The sequence below is a fragment of the Pseudomonas sp. NPDC089734 genome (assembly GCF_044748865.1).
Classification (GTDB): Bacteria; Pseudomonadota; Gammaproteobacteria; order Pseudomonadales; family Pseudomonadaceae; genus Aquipseudomonas.
Genome location: NZ_JBIVGV010000008.1, coordinates 94462 through 112702, shown reverse-complemented (window position 1 = coordinate 112702; position 18241 = coordinate 94462). Strand labels below are relative to the sequence as shown.

General features: G+C 60.0%; 16 protein-coding genes. 7 read left to right on the top strand and 9 right to left on the bottom strand.

All coding sequences use genetic code 11. The features are described 5' to 3' along the window. Positions 1-25 precede the first annotated feature (25 nt). From ACIPY9_RS12835 to ACIPY9_RS12820, 4 genes are all read right to left on the bottom strand, one after another. Entirely contained in the window at positions 26-1000 is a 975-nt protein-coding gene (locus tag ACIPY9_RS12835; protein ID WP_400701286.1) for a hypothetical protein, read from the bottom strand. 29 nt (positions 1001-1029) lie between these two features. Next, complete coding sequence (locus tag ACIPY9_RS12830) at positions 1030-1824, bottom strand: hypothetical protein (protein ID WP_400701283.1); 795 nt, start codon at positions 1822-1824, stop codon at positions 1030-1032. Between the two features lie 79 nt (positions 1825-1903). After that, a complete protein-coding gene (locus ACIPY9_RS12825) occupies positions 1904-2839 on the bottom strand; it encodes a LysR family transcriptional regulator (protein ID WP_400701280.1) in 936 nt (311 codons plus the stop codon). A gap of 143 nt (positions 2840-2982) precedes the next feature. Next, positions 2983-4089: an MBL fold metallo-hydrolase gene (locus ACIPY9_RS12820; protein WP_400701277.1), complete on the bottom strand. Its 1107-nt coding sequence runs from the start codon at positions 4087-4089 to the stop codon at positions 2983-2985. A 194-nt stretch (positions 4090-4283) separates the two neighbouring features. Here ACIPY9_RS12820 and ACIPY9_RS12815 point away from each other — a divergent pair, with 194 nt between their 5' ends. Beyond that, positions 4284-4904 carry a TetR/AcrR family transcriptional regulator gene (locus tag ACIPY9_RS12815; protein ID WP_400701274.1) on the top strand — a complete coding sequence of 207 codons (621 nt, stop codon included), beginning with the start codon at positions 4284-4286 and terminating at the stop codon, positions 4902-4904. A gap of 5 nt (positions 4905-4909) precedes the next feature. Here ACIPY9_RS12815 and fahA read toward each other — a convergent pair whose 3' ends face one another. Together fahA and hmgA are read right to left on the bottom strand one after the other, a co-directional pair. Then, positions 4910-6205, bottom strand: coding sequence for a fumarylacetoacetase (fahA, locus tag ACIPY9_RS12810; protein WP_400701271.1), 1296 nt, complete (start codon positions 6203-6205; stop codon positions 4910-4912). Then, entirely contained in the window at positions 6202-7509 is a 1308-nt protein-coding gene (gene hmgA, locus ACIPY9_RS12805) for a homogentisate 1,2-dioxygenase (protein ID WP_400701268.1), read from the bottom strand. Before hmgA ends, fahA begins: the two co-directional genes overlap by 4 nt. Positions 7510-7639: 130 nt before the next feature. Between hmgA and ACIPY9_RS12800 the strand changes: the two genes are divergently transcribed. Continuing rightward, positions 7640-8428 carry an IclR family transcriptional regulator gene (locus ACIPY9_RS12800; protein WP_400701265.1) on the top strand — a complete coding sequence of 263 codons (789 nt, stop codon included), beginning with the start codon at positions 7640-7642 and terminating at the stop codon, positions 8426-8428. A 76-nt stretch (positions 8429-8504) separates the two neighbouring features. Here the strand turns inward: ACIPY9_RS12800 and hppD are convergent, their stop codons facing one another. From hppD to glcC, 3 genes are all read right to left on the bottom strand, one after another. Beyond that, on the bottom strand, positions 8505-9581 hold the full coding sequence (hppD, locus tag ACIPY9_RS12795; protein ID WP_400701262.1) for a 4-hydroxyphenylpyruvate dioxygenase: 1077 nt from the start codon (positions 9579-9581) through the stop codon (positions 8505-8507). A 144-nt stretch (positions 9582-9725) separates the two neighbouring features. Next, positions 9726-10385: a maleylacetoacetate isomerase gene (gene maiA, locus ACIPY9_RS12790; RefSeq protein WP_400701259.1), complete on the bottom strand. Its 660-nt coding sequence runs from the start codon at positions 10383-10385 to the stop codon at positions 9726-9728. Positions 10386-10481: 96 nt separating this feature from the next. Further along, positions 10482-11249 (bottom strand): transcriptional regulator GlcC, encoded by a 768-nt coding sequence (gene glcC, locus ACIPY9_RS12785; RefSeq protein ID WP_400701256.1) that lies wholly within the window; start codon positions 11247-11249, stop codon positions 10482-10484. 236 nt (positions 11250-11485) lie between these two features. Between glcC and glcD the strand changes: the two genes are divergently transcribed. The 5 genes from glcD to ACIPY9_RS12760 are packed head-to-tail and all read left to right on the top strand — an operon-like array spanning position 11486 to position 17946. Next, positions 11486-12985: a glycolate oxidase subunit GlcD gene (glcD, locus tag ACIPY9_RS12780; protein WP_400701253.1), complete on the top strand. Its 1500-nt coding sequence runs from the start codon at positions 11486-11488 to the stop codon at positions 12983-12985. Positions 12986-12987: 2 nt separating this feature from the next. Next, positions 12988-14046, top strand: a complete 1059-nt coding sequence (gene glcE, locus ACIPY9_RS12775; RefSeq protein WP_400701586.1) for a glycolate oxidase subunit GlcE — start codon at positions 12988-12990, stop codon at positions 14044-14046. 3 nt (positions 14047-14049) lie between these two features. Next, entirely contained in the window at positions 14050-15282 is a 1233-nt protein-coding gene (gene glcF / locus ACIPY9_RS12770) for a glycolate oxidase subunit GlcF (protein WP_400701250.1), read from the top strand. A 20-nt stretch (positions 15283-15302) separates the two neighbouring features. After that, positions 15303-15710, top strand: coding sequence for a heme-binding protein (locus ACIPY9_RS12765; protein WP_400701247.1), 408 nt, complete (start codon positions 15303-15305; stop codon positions 15708-15710). A gap of 58 nt (positions 15711-15768) precedes the next feature. Beyond that, on the top strand, positions 15769-17946 hold the full coding sequence (locus ACIPY9_RS12760; RefSeq protein WP_400701244.1) for a malate synthase G: 2178 nt from the start codon (positions 15769-15771) through the stop codon (positions 17944-17946). The last annotated feature ends 295 nt before the right edge of the window (positions 17947-18241 follow it).

Sequence of the window (18241 nt, the reverse complement as noted above, 5' to 3'; positions counted from 1 at the left end):
TGTCAGGAGCGTGGGGATGATAGCGCTATGAAAAGAGCCACAACACCAGGAAGCCAAAAACGAAGTTCAGGATGAAAGGAACACGACGGATATACCAGCCTGGAAAACGCCGGGATAACCGCAAGGCCTCGATGGGGGAAAGCGAAAAGAACGCCACGATCTGGTCAACGACAACCGGAGCCTTGCCATCGAATCGTGATGGCCCGGACGTTACCCCGGCACTCCAGACCATCTGGCGAATATAGCGATAGACACTTCGCTCGGTGACTTCAATGGCATTGACGTAATCCAGCAGAGTCAGAAACAACTCCTTCAACATGACGCTTGCCCCCAGTACAGGCAAAGCGGCATAAGCCAGCAACGCCGTAACCTGAATGACAAATCCGGCATAACTCCGCCAGCCGTCAATCAATTCAAAGTAGGCTTCCGGCGTAGCCCCCAGGGTAATGATGAGGCTGGCGATAATCGCAAAAAAACCGACCAGCAGCGTCATGAAACGCCCGGACTCGGGAAGGCTGAAATAAAACCGCTTGAAACCACTGGCCTGATCTTCCCTGGCCCGGGAACAGATACGCTGCCAACTGCACCATTTCGCTTCCAGCGCCAGAGCTTCATTGGCCAGTTGTTCTGGGGGGCAGTGATACCGCTGGCTGAACCACTGCTGCTCCTGCAATTGCAGGCCGATATACACCGAACAATCCAGAGGCCTGGCAATGCCTGTGAGTCGCTCAATGGCATCGGAGCGCGTCGTCACGATCACATCCAGACACCTCATCAGCGCGATGAACAGCACCACCATGCCGTAGGACATCCAGCCAATGTTGTCTACAAACCCCGGCACGCCATTGCTGACAATGCTGTACAGCATGGCGATGGAGATAAACAGCAGATAACCGGAAGTAACGGCATACTCCCGCTTCCTGAACAGCCGGGAAAACGGCAACCGCACGAACAGCTTCCGGTGCTCGCCAATATCCTCATGAATTTTCTGGATCTGCATAGGGCGTCATTGCCTGCCTGAAAAAACGGCTATTGTGGCATTAACGGCTGTGGCCCACCCTTCCACGGCATGTACTCGACCCTGACCCTCCCCGTCGCCACGCCCTGTGGGTCAACCGAGAAACCGGGCAGTTGCTTCAGGTTCATTTGCTTGCATTGGGCAATCAGGCGAGCCTGCAGGTCGGCATCCAGCTTGAAGGCTTCGGGGCGCTGTTGACTGGCCCTGAGGTTGACCAGGCATCCCTGCACCTGCCCCTGGGCATTAGCCACGTACTGGAAATCGGCATAACCGATGCTGGCGGCAGGCTGGCTGCGCAGGGTCTGCTCCCAGAAGAAGCGGCTTTGCGCATAGCGCGTGACCCTGATCATGCGTCTGCGGGTGAGTTCTTCATCCCCCTCGACAGCTTCGGACTCACCGGAAAAAATCAGCGGTGCCACAATTTCTGCCGTCCCGTCGGGATCGAAGACATCGGTCGGAACCAGAGGGAACAACGTGTTCCAGCAGGCTTCTTTTGCAATGGCAGAAAGCCGTGGGTCGACAGGTACGGCTGGCGAACCCGGCAGTACGTAAGGCTCGGTCTCGCAGAACGTCACTTCATTGCGACGATTGATCTTCACCCTCAACTTCACGTTGCCGTCGAGAAGCTCGCTGCTGATGACCCGGGCATTGCTGACCAGCGCCACCCGGAATCCGATGGAGAACGCTTCAAGCTTCTTGATCTGTTCCGGCGTCGATTTGACTGCCGTTTGTGACTGGCAGCCTGCCAGGGCCAGCAGCGCAGTCATCGCTGCAACCTTGGTCAAACCTGCGTGAATAACCGACATGAAACGTCCTTGAGAGATGCACGGAATAAAGAGCGCGCAATGCTACTGATACGCAATCTCAGAGTCCATGCATTCCGCGTCAGAGCAATCCCTGTTCTGCGCAGACTTTCACGACCTGTTCCCGGAACCAGCCACTGGCTTCATCCTGATCGGCATGTTTGCTCCAGACCATGTCCAGGGTGAAACCCGGCAGATCGGGAGGCAGCTCGAACACCGCGACCCAGGGTTCGTTGGCCAGCAAGGTCTGGATACGACGCGGCATGACCAGAATGAAATCGGTCCCTTCCAGCAGTTGCAGCGCCGCACGGTAGCTGTTCGAGCGGGTGATGATGTGCCGCTCGCGCCCCTGACGCTGCAACCAGCCATCGACCATGTTGGTGTCGGAGGTCCAGGGGGTCGGGTAGACGTGGTGATGCCGGGTAAAGGTCTCGATATCGAGGCTCGCGCACTCCGGTGCGAACTGGGCGTCCATCACGCAGACCAGATCGTCTTCCAGCAACACCTGGCTCATCAACCCTTCGGGAATGCGATGGAAACCCGGGCCGAAACACAATGCCAGATCGAAATGGCCGTCATTCAGGGACTGGGCAGGCAGTTCCTTGTTCAGTTTCTGGACGTTGACGGTCACGGTAAACCCGGACGCGATGAAACCACGCATCAGATGCGGCAGGACCAGCAACTCGAAATATTCGGGCGCACAGACCGTAAAGGTGGTCTGCCGACTTGTGGGGTTGAACAGTTGCAAGCCGTCATGGCACAGATTGATCTTCTGCAGGATCTGCTGCACATGGCTGTGCATGGCAATCGCCTTGCGGGTCGGGCGCATGCCGTTGCGGGTGCTGATGAACAGGTCATCCTCGAAGTTGGCCCGCAGCTTCTTCAGGCAATAGCTGACAGTCGACTGGCTGACGTGCAGGGCTTCCGACACCAGTGTCAGATTGCGCTGTTCGTAAACCGAGACGAAGACCATGAGGTCCTGCATGTCGAGCTTTCTGAGAGCATTACTGTTGAGCATTGAGTCATCTCATCGCACTGCGACCGGAAGATCAGGTCCGCAAGAGCAAGATAACATCAAAACACTATCGCGCCGCCTCCCCTTGCAGCACGCCCGGCCCATTCGGAGACCGTAGGGTTACAGGGTGTGACAGCGCCTGAGGATCAGGCACTCTGCCGACGGCAACGACCGTTCACGCCACACCGCTTTCTGCTGACGGCACGTTCGACTTCGACCGGCTCCTCGACCTCATCCACCTCCAGCCACCAGGTTTCGCCGCGGCTGGGGTATTGCAGGTAGAACGGCTGGCCCATCAAGGGCGTGGTGATGGACACGTTCCGTTCCCAGGCCAGGGCCAGGATACGGTCGAAAGGTTCATGCCAGGCATGCATCGCCAGATCGAACGTGCCGTTGTGAATCGGCAGCAACCAGCGGCCGCGCAGGTCGAGATGCGCCTGCAGCGTCTGCTCCGGCTGCATATGCACATCAGGCCACTGGACGTTGTAGGCACCGGTTTCCATCAGCGTGAGGTCGAAGGGCCCGTATTGCTCGCCAATGGTCTTGAAACCGTCGAAATAACCGGAGTCGCCACTGAAGAAAATCCGTTGCTCATCGGCAAGCATCACCCACGACGCCCAGAGAGTCTGATTGCTGTCACGCAGTGTGCGCCCCGAGAAATGCTGTGACGGCGTGGCCACGAAACGCACGCCCTCCACTTCCGTGGACTGCCACCAGTTCAGTTGCCGGACCTTGCCCGCCGGGACGCCCCACTCGATCAAGGTATCGCCAACGCCCAGCGGTGCGAGGAAATACCCGGTCTTGTCGATCAAGGCCTTGATAGCCATGTGATCGAGATGGTCGTAATGGTTATGCGACAGGATCACGGCGGCCAGCGGCGGCAGCTCTTCAAGGCTGATGGGCGGCTGATGGAAACGTTTGGGCCCCGCCCACTGCACAGGCGAGGCACGCTCGGCAAAGACCGGGTCGGTCAGCCAGAACCGGTCATGCAGCTTGAGCAGCACCGTGGAGTGGCCGAGCCGAAAGACCGTGTTGTTCGGAGCGGCCAGCAATTGCTGACGCGACAATGGCTGGACAGGAATCTCTCCGGCAGGTCGGGTATGGCTGGGCTTGTTGAACAAGGCATTCCAGAACACCCCCAGCGTGCGGACGAACCCCAGCGTCCGGGTCGGCGCATGATTGCGGTAGCGCCCCTCCTGACGAGACAAGGTCGGCAATGAAGAGGCATCTGTTTTTGGGGGGATCATGGCCATGATTTGCTGACTCCTGAGAACAGGTCGAGGTTCCTGCCGTGCTGCTTCAAGTCAGACACCTCGGTCCGGCATCAAGACAGAAATGTGTAACAGAGTTTTACACTACACGGTGTAGTTTTAAGCTTGCATGATTGGCCACGACAAGTAAACTGCCGAGTGTAACTTTTCTCTAAACGCACGTTTGAAGCGAACCTATGAAAGCCCCGATGCGACTTACTGACCAGAAACGCGAATCCATTGTCCTGGCAGCCATTGCCGAATTTCGCGATCGTGGTTTCGAAGTCACCAGTATGGACCGCATTGCGGCACGGGCCGAGGTTTCGAAACGTACGGTCTACAACCACTTCCCCAGCAAGGAAGAACTCTTCGCGGAAATCCTCCATCGGCTGTGGACCTGTGCCGCTCCGCAGCCCGACGCACCTTACCGGGCCGATACCGGTCTGCGCGAACAGTTGCGTGAGTTGTTGCAGCACAAGATGGGCTCCCTGAGCGACAGCAACTTTCTGGATCTGGCACGGGTGGTCGTCGGCGCCACCATCCACTCTCCGGACCGCGCCCAGGCCTGGATGACCCGTATCAACGAACGGGAAGAAACCTTCACCGCCTGGATTCGCGCCGCCCAGAAGGATGGACGCCTGAAGCCTGTCGAACCGGGCTTCGCCGCGTCGCAGATGCATGCCCTGATCAAGGCTTTCGCCTTCTGGCCACAATTGACCCTCAATGCCGACATCCTCTCCCCCGAGAAACAGGACGAAGTGATCGAGTCGACACTGGACATGTTCCTGGGCTGGTACGCAATCACGCCCGGTCGCTGACAGGCTCAGCCCTGCACGACACCCCGGCACTCGCCGAAACCGATCGACACCTGGCCTTCACGCTGGCAGCGGGCGCGCAGGATCACTTCATCGCCATGTTCCAGAAAGCGCCGTTCTTCACCCGTGGGCAATGTCACGGACTGTTTGCCGCCCGCCGTCATTTCCAGCAGGCTGCCGAACTGCCCGGCCTGTGGCCCGGACAGGGTTCCGGTACCGAACAGGTCGCCAGGTTGCAGCTTGCAGCCGTTGATGCTGTGGTGCGTCACCATCTGCGCCACGGTCCAGTACATATTCAGGGTATTGCTCAAAGCCAAACGATGGGCCGCCATGCCCCGGGCTTTCATCTGCCCGGTCAACAACAGGACTTCCAGCTCGATATCCAGCGCACCGGAGGCCTGATCCAAAGGATCAAGCAGGTAAGGCAACGGCTGCGGGTCACCTTCAGGACGTAGCGGTTGAGCACTGCGAAACGGGGCCAGGGCTTCGGCGGTCACCACCCAGGCAGAGATCGTCGTGGCGAAGCTTTTGGACAGGAACGGCCCCAGCGGCTGGTACTCCCAGGCCTGAATATCCCGCGCCGACCAGTCATTGAGCAGGCAGAAACCGGCAATATGATCCGATGCCCGCTCGATGGCGATCGCCTGGCCCTGCTCATTGCCTGGCCCGATCCAGACGCCCATTTCCAGCTCGTAATCCAGCCGTTTGCAGGGACCGAATGTCGGCACCTCCTCACCCGCAGCCAGGGTCTGGCCATGAGGACGCTTGATGGGCGTATCACCCGTGCCCAGCGTGGAGGCCCGACCGTGGTAGGCAATGGGCACGTATTTGTAATTGGGCAGCAAGGGGTTATCGGGGCGAAACAGCCTGCCGACGTTCATGGCGTGATGGATGCCCACATAGAAATCGGTGTAATCCCCGACCTGCGCCGGGACGTGCATCCGGCATTCGTCCATGGGGTGCAACAGACCCGCGGTGGCTTGCAGGCTGCCGCGTTGCGGGCTGTCTTCCGCCAACAGGTCCGACAAGGCATGACGCAAGCGTTGTCGCGCCGTGGCACCCAACGCGAAGAAATCGTTCAAGCGGTCCCGACTGGCGATGGTGGCCACCTCACGCACCGCTCCCTGAAAGAAACCGGCCTGCACGGCCGCCTGCAAGTCGAACACCCGATCACCGATCGCCACACCGCCACGTGGCCCCTGATCGCCGTGACTGAACACCCCCAGCGGCAGGTTCTGCAAGGGAAAATCCGGATGGCCGTTGGCCGAGGCCACCCAGCTGAGACGGGGCAAAGAAGCATTCATCGTGGCAATTCCTTATTGAAAATCCTGGCCATGCCATCCCAGCAAGCGTCGTAATCGACTTGCAGTTGCTCACAGGCCAGGGCATGACGGCTGGGGCGCAAGACCTTGCCGGTCTCGAACATGAACGCCAGGGTGTTATCGATCTTGTGGGGTTTGAGTTCGGCGGCAATGGCCTTTTGAGCCGTGGCATTGTCCGGCCCATGAGCACTCATGCAGTTGTGCAGCGACGCACCGCCCGGCATGAAACCTTCGGCCTTGGCATCGTAGACGCCTTCGATCAGGCCCATGAATTCGTTCATCAGGTTGCGGTGGAACCAGGGCGGACGGAAGGTGTTTTCCGCCACCATCCAGCGCGGCGGGAAAATCACGAAATCGACATTGGCCTGCCCGTGGACCGCACCCGGCGCCGTGAGCACCGTGAAGATCGACGGATCCGGGTGATCGAAACTGACCGTGCCGAGGGTATTGAAACGGCGCAGATCGTATTTGTACGGCACGTTATTGCCATGCCAGCCCACCACATCGAACGGCGAATGCTCCAGTTGCGTGGACCACAGCTCGCCCAGAAATTTCTGCACCAGTTCAATCGGTGCATCACGGTCGTCAAAACAGGCTACCGGGGCCAGAAAATCCCGTGGATTGGCCAGCCCGTTACTGCCGATAGGCCCCAGGTCCGGCAGGCGCAGGGCACAACCGTGGTTCTCACAGAGATAACCACGCGCAGTGGCATCCAGCAGGTGCACCCTGAACTTCATGCCACGAGGCAGCACCGCGATTTCCTGAGGTTCGATATCCAGCAACCCCAGTTCTGTGACGATACGCAGCCGCCCCTGCTGCGGCACCACCAGCCACTCGCCGTCGGCATTGAAGAAAGCCCGCTGCATTGAGGTGTTGGCGCAGTACACATGGACACTCACACCTTCGGCCTGCTCGGCGGCATGGGTACTGGCCAGCGCAATCAGACCGTCGATGAAGTCCGTGGGCGCGTCGGGGATCTCGAAAGCATTCCAGCGCAGGCGATTAGGGGTGACCGGACCTTGCTCCAGCCCCACGATCTGCCGGGGCAGACGCTCATAACGGGGATGGGCGGCAGACGGTCTGATCCTGTAGAGCCAGGTACGCCGGGCCTCGGATCGCGGAACGGTGAACGCCGTGCCGGACAGCAGTTCGGCATACAACCCGAGGGGGTGTCTCTGCGGAGAGTTCTGGCCCTGCGGCAATGCGCCGGGAAGCGCTTCGCTGCTGAAGTGATTACCGAAACCTGGCTGATACGTCAGCGGTTCGTCATGGGAATGGACAGGCATCTGGACCTCTTGTTTTTATCTGGTCACATAGCGATGTAAGAAATCGTAAAACGATTACGAATAACGTAATTTGAGTTTGGCAGGTGGTCAAGCTATAAAGCTGCCTTCCCGGATTGGCGCAATTCTCCTCATGACCGATGAAATCGAAAGCCCGGCAAACGGACGCCAGCAAAAGGTTCAGGCCGCCGAAGTCGGCCTGGGGGTGCTCAAGGCCCTGGCTGAGCTGACACCCTCGACCCCGCTGTCAAAACTGGCCGAACACCTGGGCATGCCGGCCAGCAAGGTCCATCGCTACTTGCAGGCACTGATTGCCAGCGGTTTTGCCGAACAGGATGCCATCACCAACCATTACGGACTGGGGCGCGAAGCCCTGCAGGTCGGGCTGGCCTCGCTGGGCAAGCTGGATGTGCTGAAAGTCGCCGCCCCTTATCTGGCCGCCTTGCGCGACGAACTCAACCAGACCTGTTTCCTGGCCGTCTGGGGCAACAAGGGGCCAACCGTGGTCTACGTCGAACCCTCGACGGGCGCGGTCACGCTGGTGACGCAACTTGGTTCGGTGCTGCCCCTGCTCGGATCATCCACCGGACTGGTCTTTGCCAGCTTTCTGGCGGCTGGTGAAACCGCGCTGCTGCGCGAGCAGGAAACACCTCACCTGACCGAAAGCCAGCGCAGGGATGTCGAATTGCATATCGAGCAGATCCGCACCAACGGCGTGCATCAGATCCAGAGCCTGCTGATGCCCGGCATCAACGCCGTGTCCTCTCCGGTCTTCGCCATGGGCAACAAGCTGGCAGGCGTGGTGACAGTGGTGGGCTCGGGTGCGCTGTTGACGGGCAAGACCCAGGATCTGGCCGCCGACCGCCTGCTTGACGTCGCACGAGCGATCAGCGGAAGAATGGGGGCGAATCTCCCTGCGTAGGAGCGGATTCATCCGCGAACACGGTCCCGACGCGGACTTTTTCGCGAATGAATTCGCTCCTACAGCATGGTGCTGATCATTCGGTCATCAAGACTCCACGCCGGATCTGGTCGCGCTCGATAGACTCGAACAAGGCCTTGAAATTGCCTTCACCGAACCCGTCGTCGCCCTTGCGCTGGATGAACTCGAAGAATACTGGCCCCATGAGGGTTTCGGAAAATATCTGCAACAGCAGACGACGCTGCCCGCCGTCGGACGAACCGTCGAGCAGAATGCCGCGGGCCTTCAGTTCGGCTTCGGGTTCGCCATGGTCAGGCAGACGGCCTTCAAGCATTTCGTAGTAGGTGTCCGGCGGTGCGGTCATGAAACGCATGCCGGTAGTCTTCAGAGCATCCCAGGTCTTGATCAGGTCATCGGTGAAGAACGCCACGTGCTGAATGCCTTCACCGTTGAACTGCATCAGGAACTCTTCGATCTGCCCCGCGCCTTTAGAAGACTCTTCGTTCAGCGGAATGCGGATCATGCCATCGGGTGCGGTCATGGCCTTGGATGTCAGGCCAGTGTACTCGCCCTTGATGTCGAAATAGCGGATTTCACGGAAATTGAACAGCTTTTCATAGAAGTTCGCCCAATACGCCATGCGCCCGCGATAGACGTTGTGGGTCAGGTGATCGATGAACTTCAGGCCGGCCCCCACCGGATGCCGATCCACACCCTCAATGAAGTTGAAGTCGATGTCATAGATCGAGGTGCCTTCGCCAAAACGGTCGATCAGGTACAAGGGCGCACCGCCGATGCCCTTGATCGCCGGCAGACGCAATTCCATCGGCCCGGTGGCGATCTCCACCGGCTGTGCGCCCAGCTCCAGCGCACGGCTGTAGGCCTTTTGCGCATCCTTGACCCGAAACGCCATGCCGCACACCGACGGCCCGTGTTCGGCCGCAAAATACGAAGCCAGGCTATGGGGTTCATTGTTAAGGATCAGGTTGATCGCTCCCTGGCGATACAACACCACATCCTTGGAGCGGTGGGTGGCAACCCTGGTAAAGCCCATCATCTGAAAGACAGGTTCAAGGGTGTTGGGGGTCGGCGAGGCAAATTCGATGAACTCGAAGCCCATCAGGCCCATCGGGTTTTCGTAGAGATCAGCCATGGTCTGGCTCCTTGCAGGAAAAGTGAGAAAACGGGACAACCGAAATCACTTTTCTGCGGGTGGCGCACAGGGAACGCCGCGAACGCTGCGGGCGAGGAAGTCACCGAAAATTAGTTGCAGACCCAGAGTTTTCATAAATTCAGCCTAGTCCGGCCTGTCCGGTTGCGCATCCGGGTGAGCCTTCTGAAAGGCAGGAGCATTGAGTGCCAGTTGCTCGACCTGCACGATACGCGGACAGGTGCTCAGATCGACCTTGAAACGCCGGGCCGCATACACCTGTGGTAACAGGTACACATCCGCCACGCTGGGCGTATCGCCAAAACAGAATGCAGTCCCGTCGATCAGCGGCTCGACGGTCTTCAAGCCTTCGCTTATCCAGTGACCGATCCAGTCGGTGACAGCCGTCTCGTCATGCCCCATGCCTCGCAAACGATTGAGCACCGAGACATTGTGCAGTGGGTGGATGTCACACCCGATGACGGCTGCAACCGCCCTTTGCCGGGCGCGCAATAACAGGTCTGGTGAGAGCAAGGGCTTGTCCGGATATCGTTCTTCAAGGTATTCGATGATGGCAGGCGACTGGGTAATGATTTCACCACTCTCAAGCCTCAAGGCAGGCACCCTGCCCTGCGGGTTGAGGGTCTTGTATTCCGGCACGAGATGCTCGCCACGCAGCAGATTGACGGGAATCGCGGTGTAATCCAGTCCCTTCAGCGCCAGCGCAATACGCACGCGGTAACTGGAGGTCGAGCGGTAATAGGTAAACAGCTCAGGCCGGGCAGTATCTCGTGGGAGCGAATTCATTCGCGAAAGCCCTCAGACACACTCAATTGTTATTTTCGTAACCCGATTACGTTTTGCGTAAGTTGCGGGATCGGCCTTGAGCTGTCAAGCACTCACTCATGCCCAGCCTTCCAGGCGCAGGGTCGAACGTACCAGCCGCTGCTCTTCGTTTTCGATTTCCCGCAGGTTGTCACAGATACTCTGGATATGCGCCAGCGCAGCCTTGCGGGCCTGTTCGGGGAGACGACCGGTCACGGCGTTGTACAGTCGGGCGTGCTGACGATCGATCTGACGCTTCTGGGTTTCCCGGTGATACAGGTTGTTGACCGAGGCATAGACCGTGTTGAGCAGCAGATCGGTCAACGAGCGCAAGGTCTGCACCAGCACGGGGTTATGCGAGGCCTCGCAGATGGCCAGGTGAAAAGCATGGTCGAGCCGGGCATGTTCGCTGGCCTCAAGCTCGCGACTCTGGGCAGCGACCAGGGCGTCATAGCTGCGGGTGATCAAGACGAAGTCCGCATCGGTGCCACGCAGGGCCGCCAGGCGGGCTGATTCGCCCTCCAGCAGGCTGCGCACTTCAAACAGGTCATAGAGCGTACGCGGTTGCGAGCCGAACAAGTGCATCAGGGGCGACACCTGCTGCGGGTTATCCATCTGCGCGACAAACGAGCCCTTGCCCTGCTCGGTCTCGATAATGCCCCGCGCCCGCAGCAGCTTCAGGCCTTCACGCAGAGCCGTGCGTGAAACACCCAGTTTCTCGGTCAGACGCCGCTCGGAAGGCAACAGCTGCCCCACCTTCAAGACACCGTCGACGATCAGCCGCTCGATACGTTCACAGACCACATCCGCCACTTGCGGAGTACGTTGTTTCACCGGACCGCTCATCCTTTCCCCCACTGGTATGACCAGATAAAGAATCAAAACCGGCGTGTATTTCATTAAAAATCAAACGCATGATTTTCAATGACTTTTTTAAAATTTATCGCCAGAAGCGCTAAAAAAACTGGTTCGACCACTTCTGTAAAACATGGACAGTAAAGCCGCCAGCGCCAATGATGCAAGTCAACCGAGGCCTGACGCCGGTACACGCAAGCCCTACAAAAACAACACCGGGTTGCACCATGAATATTCTTTACGACGAACGCATCGATGGCCCTCTGCCTGCCGTCGACAAGCAGCAACTGCTGGATGACCTGAAACAGCAGCTACCCGATCTGGACATCCTGCATCGCCCCGAGGAGCTGCGGCCCTATGAGTGCGACGGCCTGTCCGCCTATCGCACCACGCCTATGCTGGTGGCCTTGCCCCGGCATATCAAAGAGGTCCAGACCCTGCTCAGGTTGTGCCATGAGCGACGTGTGCCAGTGGTCGCGCGGGGAGCAGGAACCGGTCTTTCCGGAGGTGCCCTGCCCCTGGAGCAAGGGGTGCTGCTGGTAATGGCGCGCTTCAACCAGATACTGGAAATCGACCCCGCCGCCCGTCTGGCACGAGTCCAGCCTGGCGTTCGCAACCTGGCAATCTCCCAGGCCGCCGCCCCCCACGGGCTGTATTACGCACCGGACCCCTCGTCGCAGATTGCCTGCTCCATCGGCGGCAATGTCGCGGAAAACGCCGGGGGCGTGCATTGCCTCAAATACGGTCTGACCGTACACAACCTGCTCAAGGTTGAGATGCTGACGGTCGAAGGCGAGCCCATGACCTTGGGCAGTGACGCTCTGGATTCGCCCGGCTTCGATCTGCTGGCGCTGTTTACCGGCTCGGAAGGCATGCTTGGCGTCATTACCGAAGTGACCGTCAAGCTGCTACCCAAACCCGAGGTGGCCAAGGTGCTGCTGGCCGCCTTCGATTCCGTGGAAAAGGCCGGGCGCGCCGTGGGCGATATCATTGCCGCCGGCATCATCCCCGGCGGGCTGGAGATGATGGACAACCTGGCGATTCGCGCCGCCGAGGACTTCATCCACGCCGGCTACCCGGTCGAGGCCGAAGCCATCCTGCTGTGCGAGCTCGACGGCGTCGAAGCCGATGTTCATGCCGATTGCGAACGGGTCCGGGACGTCCTGACCCGAGCCGGTGCCACCGAACTGCGCCAGGCCAGGGACGAAGCCGAACGGGTACGTTTCTGGGCCGGACGCAAGAACGCCTTCCCGGCGGTCGGTCGCCTGTCGCCGGACTATTACTGCATGGACGGCACCATTCCGCGCCGGGAACTGCCCGGTGTATTGCAAGGCATCGCACAACTATCCGAAACCTGCGGCCTGCGGGTTGCCAATGTGTTTCATGCCGGAGACGGCAACATGCATCCGCTGATCCTGTTCGATGCCAACCAGCCGGGCGAGCTGGAACGTGCCGAAACCCTGGGCGGCAAGATTCTGGAACTGTGCGTCGCGGTCGGCGGCAGTATCACCGGAGAACACGGGGTCGGTCGCGAGAAAATCAATCAGATGTGCGCCCAGTTCAACAGCGACGAGTTGACCTTCTTTCACGCGATAAAAGCCGCCTTCGACGCCAGCGGTCTGCTCAACCCCGGCAAGAACATTCCGACCCTGCATCGCTGTGCGGAATTCGGTGCCATGCATGTGCATGCGGGCCAGCTGCCCTTCCCTGACCTGGAGCGCTTCTGATGATGACGACACATGACAACGACGCCAGCCAGAACCTGCTGGAACAGGTCAATCAGGCTCTTCAGAACACTACGCCGCTCAGGATTCAGGGCGGCAACAGCAAGTCCTTTCTTGGCCGCGACGTGACCGGCAAGGTACTCGACACCCGCGAGCACCGTGGCATTGTCAGCTACGACCCTACGGAACTGGTGATGACCGCCCGTGCCGGAACCCCGTTGAGCGAACTGATGCAGGTGCTCGATGACGCCGGGCAGATGCTGCCCTGCGAACCCCCGGTTCTGGGTCAGGCCACGCTGGGAGGCATGGTCGCCGCCGGTTTGTCCGGGCCGCGTCGGCCATGGAGCGGTTCTGTACGGGATTTCGTGCTCGGTACGCGAGTGATCACCGGCCAGGGCAAGCATTTGCGCTTTGGCGGCGAGGTCATGAAGAACGTCGCCGGTTATGACGTCTCGCGGCTGATGGCCGGCAGCCTGGGGTGCCTGGGCCTGTTGACCGAGGTTTCGCTCAAGGTGCTGCCCAAACCTCGCCAGTGCAGCAGCCTCGCACTGGAAATGCCCCGAGCCCGCGCCCTGCAATGCCTCGCCGAATGGGGTCAGCGGCCCATTCCGATCAGCGCCGCCAGCCATGATGGCCGTGTATTGCGTCTGCGCCTAGAAGGCGGCGAAGGTTCAGTGAATGCCGCCCGGGACAGCATCGGAGGGCAGGCGCTGGATTCCGGCTACTGGCAGGACCTGAACGAGCAGCGTCTGGATTTTTTCCACGACAGCCGCCCCCTGTGGCGCGTGTCAGTACCGAACAATACCGGGGAGCTGGAGCTGCCGGGCGAGCAATTGATCGACTGGGGCGGTGCGCAACGCTGGCTGAAGTCCGATGCAGACAGCACCACTCTCCGAAGCATCGTCACGGCCATCGGCGGGCATGCCACCTGCTATCAGCCGGGCCACGAAGACAGTCCGTTCCAGCCACTGGCCACGCCTTTGCTGCGCTATCACCAACAACTCAAGGCCCGGCTCGACCCACGGGGCATCTTCAACCCTGGCCGAATGTACGCGGAGTTCTGAATCATGCAGACCACCCTGAGTGAACACGCCAGACACCTGCCCCGTGCCGAGGAAGCCGAAAGCATTCTGCGCAGTTGTGTGCATTGCGGCTTCTGCAATGCCACCTGCCCGACCTATCAATTGCTCGGCGATGAACTCGATGGCCCGCGTGGGCGCATTTATCTGATCAAGCAGGTGCTGGAAGGCCAGGAAGCCACCGAAAAGACCCAGTTGCATCTGGACCGTTGCCTGAGCTGCCGCAATTGCGAAACCACCTGCCCGTCCGGCGTGGATTATCACAACCTGCTGGACATCGGTCGCGCCGTGGTCGATGCCGCCGTGCCCCGGCCACTGGGCCAGAAGCTGTTACGCGATGGCCTGCGCCATGTCGTGCCTCACCCCGACCTGTTCAAATCCCTGACACACCTGGGCAACACCTTTCGCCCCCTGTTGCCTGACGGCCTGAAAACCAAGCTTCCCGCGGCCATTCATCCCGCAGGCGCTCGTCCGCAACCACGCCACTCGCGCCAGGTGCTGATGCTGGAAGGCTGCGTGCAACCGGGCCTGTCACCCAATACCAATGCCGCGACCGCCCGGGTGCTGGATCGCCTGGGCATCAGCGTGCAGCCCGTCAGTGAAGCCGGATGCTGTGGGGCCGTGGACTATCATTTGAATGCTCAGGACAGCGGCCTGGATCGGGCGCGGCGCAATATCGATGCCTGGTGGCCAGCCGTTGAAAACGGGGCCGAATCCATCCTCCAGACCGCCAGCGGTTGCGGTGCCTTCGTCAAGGATTATGGTCATCTGCTGCGTCACGATCCGGCCTATGCCAGCAAGGCTGCGCGCATCAGCGCCCTCACCCGTGACCTGGTCGAAGTGCTGCGTGACGAACCTCTGGAGCAACTGGGCATCAAAAGCGGCGTGCGCCTGGCCTTTCACTGCCCCTGTACACTGCAACATGCACAAAAGCTGGGGGGCGAAGTCGAACGCGTCCTGTCGCGTCTGGGCTTCAACCTGACAGCCGTGCCCGACGGGCATTTATGCTGCGGCTCGGCCGGGACGTACTCCATCACCCAGCCACAGCTGTCACGGCAACTGCGCGACAACAGAATGAATGCACTGGAAAGCGGCAGGCCGGAAGTGATCGCCACGGCCAATATCGGCTGCCAGACTCACCTGTCGGGTGCCAACCGGACACCGGTCCGGCACTGGATCGAACTGGTCGATCAAGCCCTGAACACCTCTGAATCCCACTGAAAGACAACCTGGAGAACCTCATGAAAATAAAAGCCGTTCTGACCCAGACCGAAGTCAGCCAGATGCTGGCCGCCGCCCGTAACGAAGCACTGGCCAACGACTGGGCCGTTTCCATTGCCATTGTCGATGACGGCGGGCACCTGCTGGCCTTCGAGCGTCTGGACGGCTGTGCCGTGATCAGCAGTTACATCAGCATGGAAAAGGCCCGGACCTCAGCCCTCGGACGCCGCGAGTCCAAGGGGTATGAAGAGATGGTCAATGGCGGGCGCACCGCGTTCCTGAGCGCGCCATTGCTGACCTCGCTGGAAGGCGGCGTCCCGGTCATTGTCGACGGTCAGGTCATCGGCGCGGTGGGTGTCTCGGGGGTCAAGTCCGATCAGGATGCACAGGTGGCCAAGGCCGGGATTGCGGCACTGAATGCCGACTGACGGTCTGAGCCCTTTTCGCGGCTGAAGCCGCTCCCACATGCACCTGCGAGGCCTGTTCATGACTGATTTCACCAAATGCCAACACCTGACAGTGGCCGTCAACCTGCAACGTTTTGTCGATGACGAAGTGCTGCCGGGCACAGGACTGGATCGTGATGAGTTCTGGGAAGGGTTCGATGCCCTGATTCATGAGCTGGCCCCGCTGAACCGCGACCTGCTGACTGAACGCAATCGCCTGCAAGGCGAACTGGATAAATGGCACAAGGCACACCCCGGCCCGATCGGCGACATGCCCGCCTATCGCAGCTTTCTGCAATCGATCGGCTATCTGGACCCCGTGCCGGAACAGGTCTGCGCCACCACCTCCAATGTGGACCTGGAGATCAGCGATCAGTCAGGCCCGCAACTGGTGGTACCCGCCAGCAATGCGCGCTATGCCCTCAACGCAGCCAATGCCCGCTGGGGGTCACTGTATGACGCGCTGTACGGCACTGATGCAATCCCCACCCATGAAGGCGCGGAAATCAGTGCCGGTTACAACCCGCTGCGCGGAGCCAAGGTCATCGTCATGGCCCGCGAGCTGCTTGACGAAATGGCCCCGCTTGCCCGGGGCACCCACATTGATGCGCGGCATTACGCCGTCGTCAACGGCCAATTGCAGATCCGGCTGGCCGACAACAGGGAAACAGGCCTGCGACACCCGGAAAAATACCTCGGCCATCAGGGCGACCCGTTGCACCCGAGTGCGATTCTGTTGAAGAACAACGGCCTGCATGTCGAAATCCAGATCGACCACAAACACGCCATCGGCAGCAACGATGTCGCCGGGATCAAGGACCTTCTGCTGGAGTCGGCCCTCTCGACCATCATCGACTGCGAGGACTCTGTCACCGCCGTGGATGCCGACGACAAGGTCACGGTCTACCGCAACTGGCTGGGCCTGATGAAGGGCGACCTGACGGAAGAGCTGGTCAAGGATGGCAAGATCATCACGCGACGTCTCAACCCCGACCGGACCTACAAGGCCGCAAGCGGTGGCGAACTGAAACTGCCGGGACGTTCCCTGCTCTTCATACGCAATGTCGGCCACCTGATGACCACCCCTGCCATTCTGGACCGGCAAGGGCATGAAATTCCCGAAGGCATTCTCGACGGCGTCATGACCAGCCTGATTGGCCTGCATGACCTGAAGCGCCGCGGCAACTCACGGGCCGGCAGCATTTATATCGTCAAACCGAAGATGCACGGGCCGCAGGAAGTGGCATTCGCCAATCAACTGTTCGACCGTATCGAAGACCTGCTCAGGCTGCCGCGCCATACCCTGAAAATGGGCATCATGGACGAAGAGCGCCGCACCAGCGTCAACCTCAAGGCCTGCATCAACGCTGCCTCGGCACGGGTTGCGTTCATCAACACCGGTTTTCTGGACCGCACGGGCGACGAGATCCACAGCGGCATGCAGGCCGGGCCGATGCTGCGCAAGGGCGACATGAAGAACACGTCCTGGATCAAGGCCTACGAACGCAACAACGTGTTGGTCGGCCTGGCCTGCGGCCTGCGTGGACGGGCGCAGATCGGCAAGGGCATGTGGGCGATGCCAGACCGCATGGCCGACATGCTGGAACAGAAGATCGCTCATCCACAGGCCGGTGCGACCACGGCCTGGGTCCCTTCACCGACTGCGGCGACGCTGCATGCGTTGCACTATCACAAGGTCGATGTCGGCAAGGTTCAGGAAGAACTGCACAAGATCGACCTGGCCGGGATCAGCGAACAATTACTCGACGACCTGCTGACCGTTCCCGTCGCCGACAGGCCTGACTGGTCTGCCGAACAGATCCGCGCCGAAGTCGAAAACAATGCCCAGGGGCTGCTCGGTTATGTGGTGCGCTGGGTGGAACAGGGGGTTGGCTGCTCCAAGGTGCCGGACATTCATAACGTCGGCCTGATGGAAGACCGGGCCACGCTGCGCATTTCCAGCCAGCACATGGCCAACTGGCTGCTTCATGATGTGGTAGACCGGGAATATGTGCTTAACGCCCTGGAGCGTATGGCCAGAGTGGTCGACAAGCAGAACGCCGGGGATTCCCACTACCGCCCCATGGCAGATGACTTCAAGAAATCCACGGCCTTCAAGGCGGCCTGCGAGTTGGTATTCAAAGGATGCGAACAGCCCAGCGGTTATACCGAGCCGCTGTTGCATGAGTTTCGGCTGGCGTTCAAGACCCAGGGGTGATTGCGTTGTTCGCGAATGAATTCGCTCCTACAGCCGTGCCCCTGTAGGAGCGAATTCATTCGCGAAAATGCCCATACACCCAATACCACCTTCCCGGATAAATCCGGCCCCACACAGCCACCAGCCCCCACCCCGTAGGAGCGAATTCATTCGCGAAAATGCCCATACACCCAATACCGCCTTCCCGGATAAATCCGGTCCCACACAGCCACCAGCCCCCACCCCGTAGGAGCGAATTCATTCGCGAAAATGCCCATACATCCAATACCGCCTTCCCGGATAAATCCGGTCCCAG

Bases quoted from the DNA above. Each gene is read 5' to 3' on its own strand.
- ACIPY9_RS12835 (WP_400701286.1), bottom strand. From the start codon at position 1,000: ATGCAGATCCAGAAAATTCATGAGGATATTGGCGAGCACCGGAAGCTG.
- ACIPY9_RS12830 (WP_400701283.1), bottom strand. From the start codon at position 1,824: ATGTCGGTTATTCACGCAGGTTTGACCAAGGTTGCAGCGATGACTGCG.
- ACIPY9_RS12825 (WP_400701280.1), bottom strand. From the start codon at position 2,839: ATGCTCAACAGTAATGCTCTCAGAAAGCTCGACATGCAGGACCTCATG.
- ACIPY9_RS12820 (WP_400701277.1), bottom strand. From the start codon at position 4,089: ATGGCCATGATCCCCCCAAAAACAGATGCCTCTTCATTGCCGACCTTG.
- ACIPY9_RS12815 (WP_400701274.1), top strand. From the start codon at position 4,284: ATGAAAGCCCCGATGCGACTTACTGACCAGAAACGCGAATCCATTGTC.
- fahA (WP_400701271.1), bottom strand. From the start codon at position 6,205: ATGAATGCTTCTTTGCCCCGTCTCAGCTGGGTGGCCTCGGCCAACGGC.
- hmgA (WP_400701268.1), bottom strand. From the start codon at position 7,509: ATGCCTGTCCATTCCCATGACGAACCGCTGACGTATCAGCCAGGTTTC.
- ACIPY9_RS12800 (WP_400701265.1), top strand. From the start codon at position 7,640: ATGACCGATGAAATCGAAAGCCCGGCAAACGGACGCCAGCAAAAGGTT.
- hppD (WP_400701262.1), bottom strand. From the start codon at position 9,581: ATGGCTGATCTCTACGAAAACCCGATGGGCCTGATGGGCTTCGAGTTC.
- maiA (WP_400701259.1), bottom strand. From the start codon at position 10,385: ATGAATTCGCTCCCACGAGATACTGCCCGGCCTGAGCTGTTTACCTAT.
- glcC (WP_400701256.1), bottom strand. From the start codon at position 11,249: ATGAGCGGTCCGGTGAAACAACGTACTCCGCAAGTGGCGGATGTGGTC.
- glcD (WP_400701253.1), top strand. From the start codon at position 11,486: ATGAATATTCTTTACGACGAACGCATCGATGGCCCTCTGCCTGCCGTC.
- glcE (WP_400701586.1), top strand. From the start codon at position 12,988: ATGACGACACATGACAACGACGCCAGCCAGAACCTGCTGGAACAGGTC.
- glcF (WP_400701250.1), top strand. From the start codon at position 14,050: ATGCAGACCACCCTGAGTGAACACGCCAGACACCTGCCCCGTGCCGAG.
- ACIPY9_RS12765 (WP_400701247.1), top strand. From the start codon at position 15,303: ATGAAAATAAAAGCCGTTCTGACCCAGACCGAAGTCAGCCAGATGCTG.
- ACIPY9_RS12760 (WP_400701244.1), top strand. From the start codon at position 15,769: ATGACTGATTTCACCAAATGCCAACACCTGACAGTGGCCGTCAACCTG.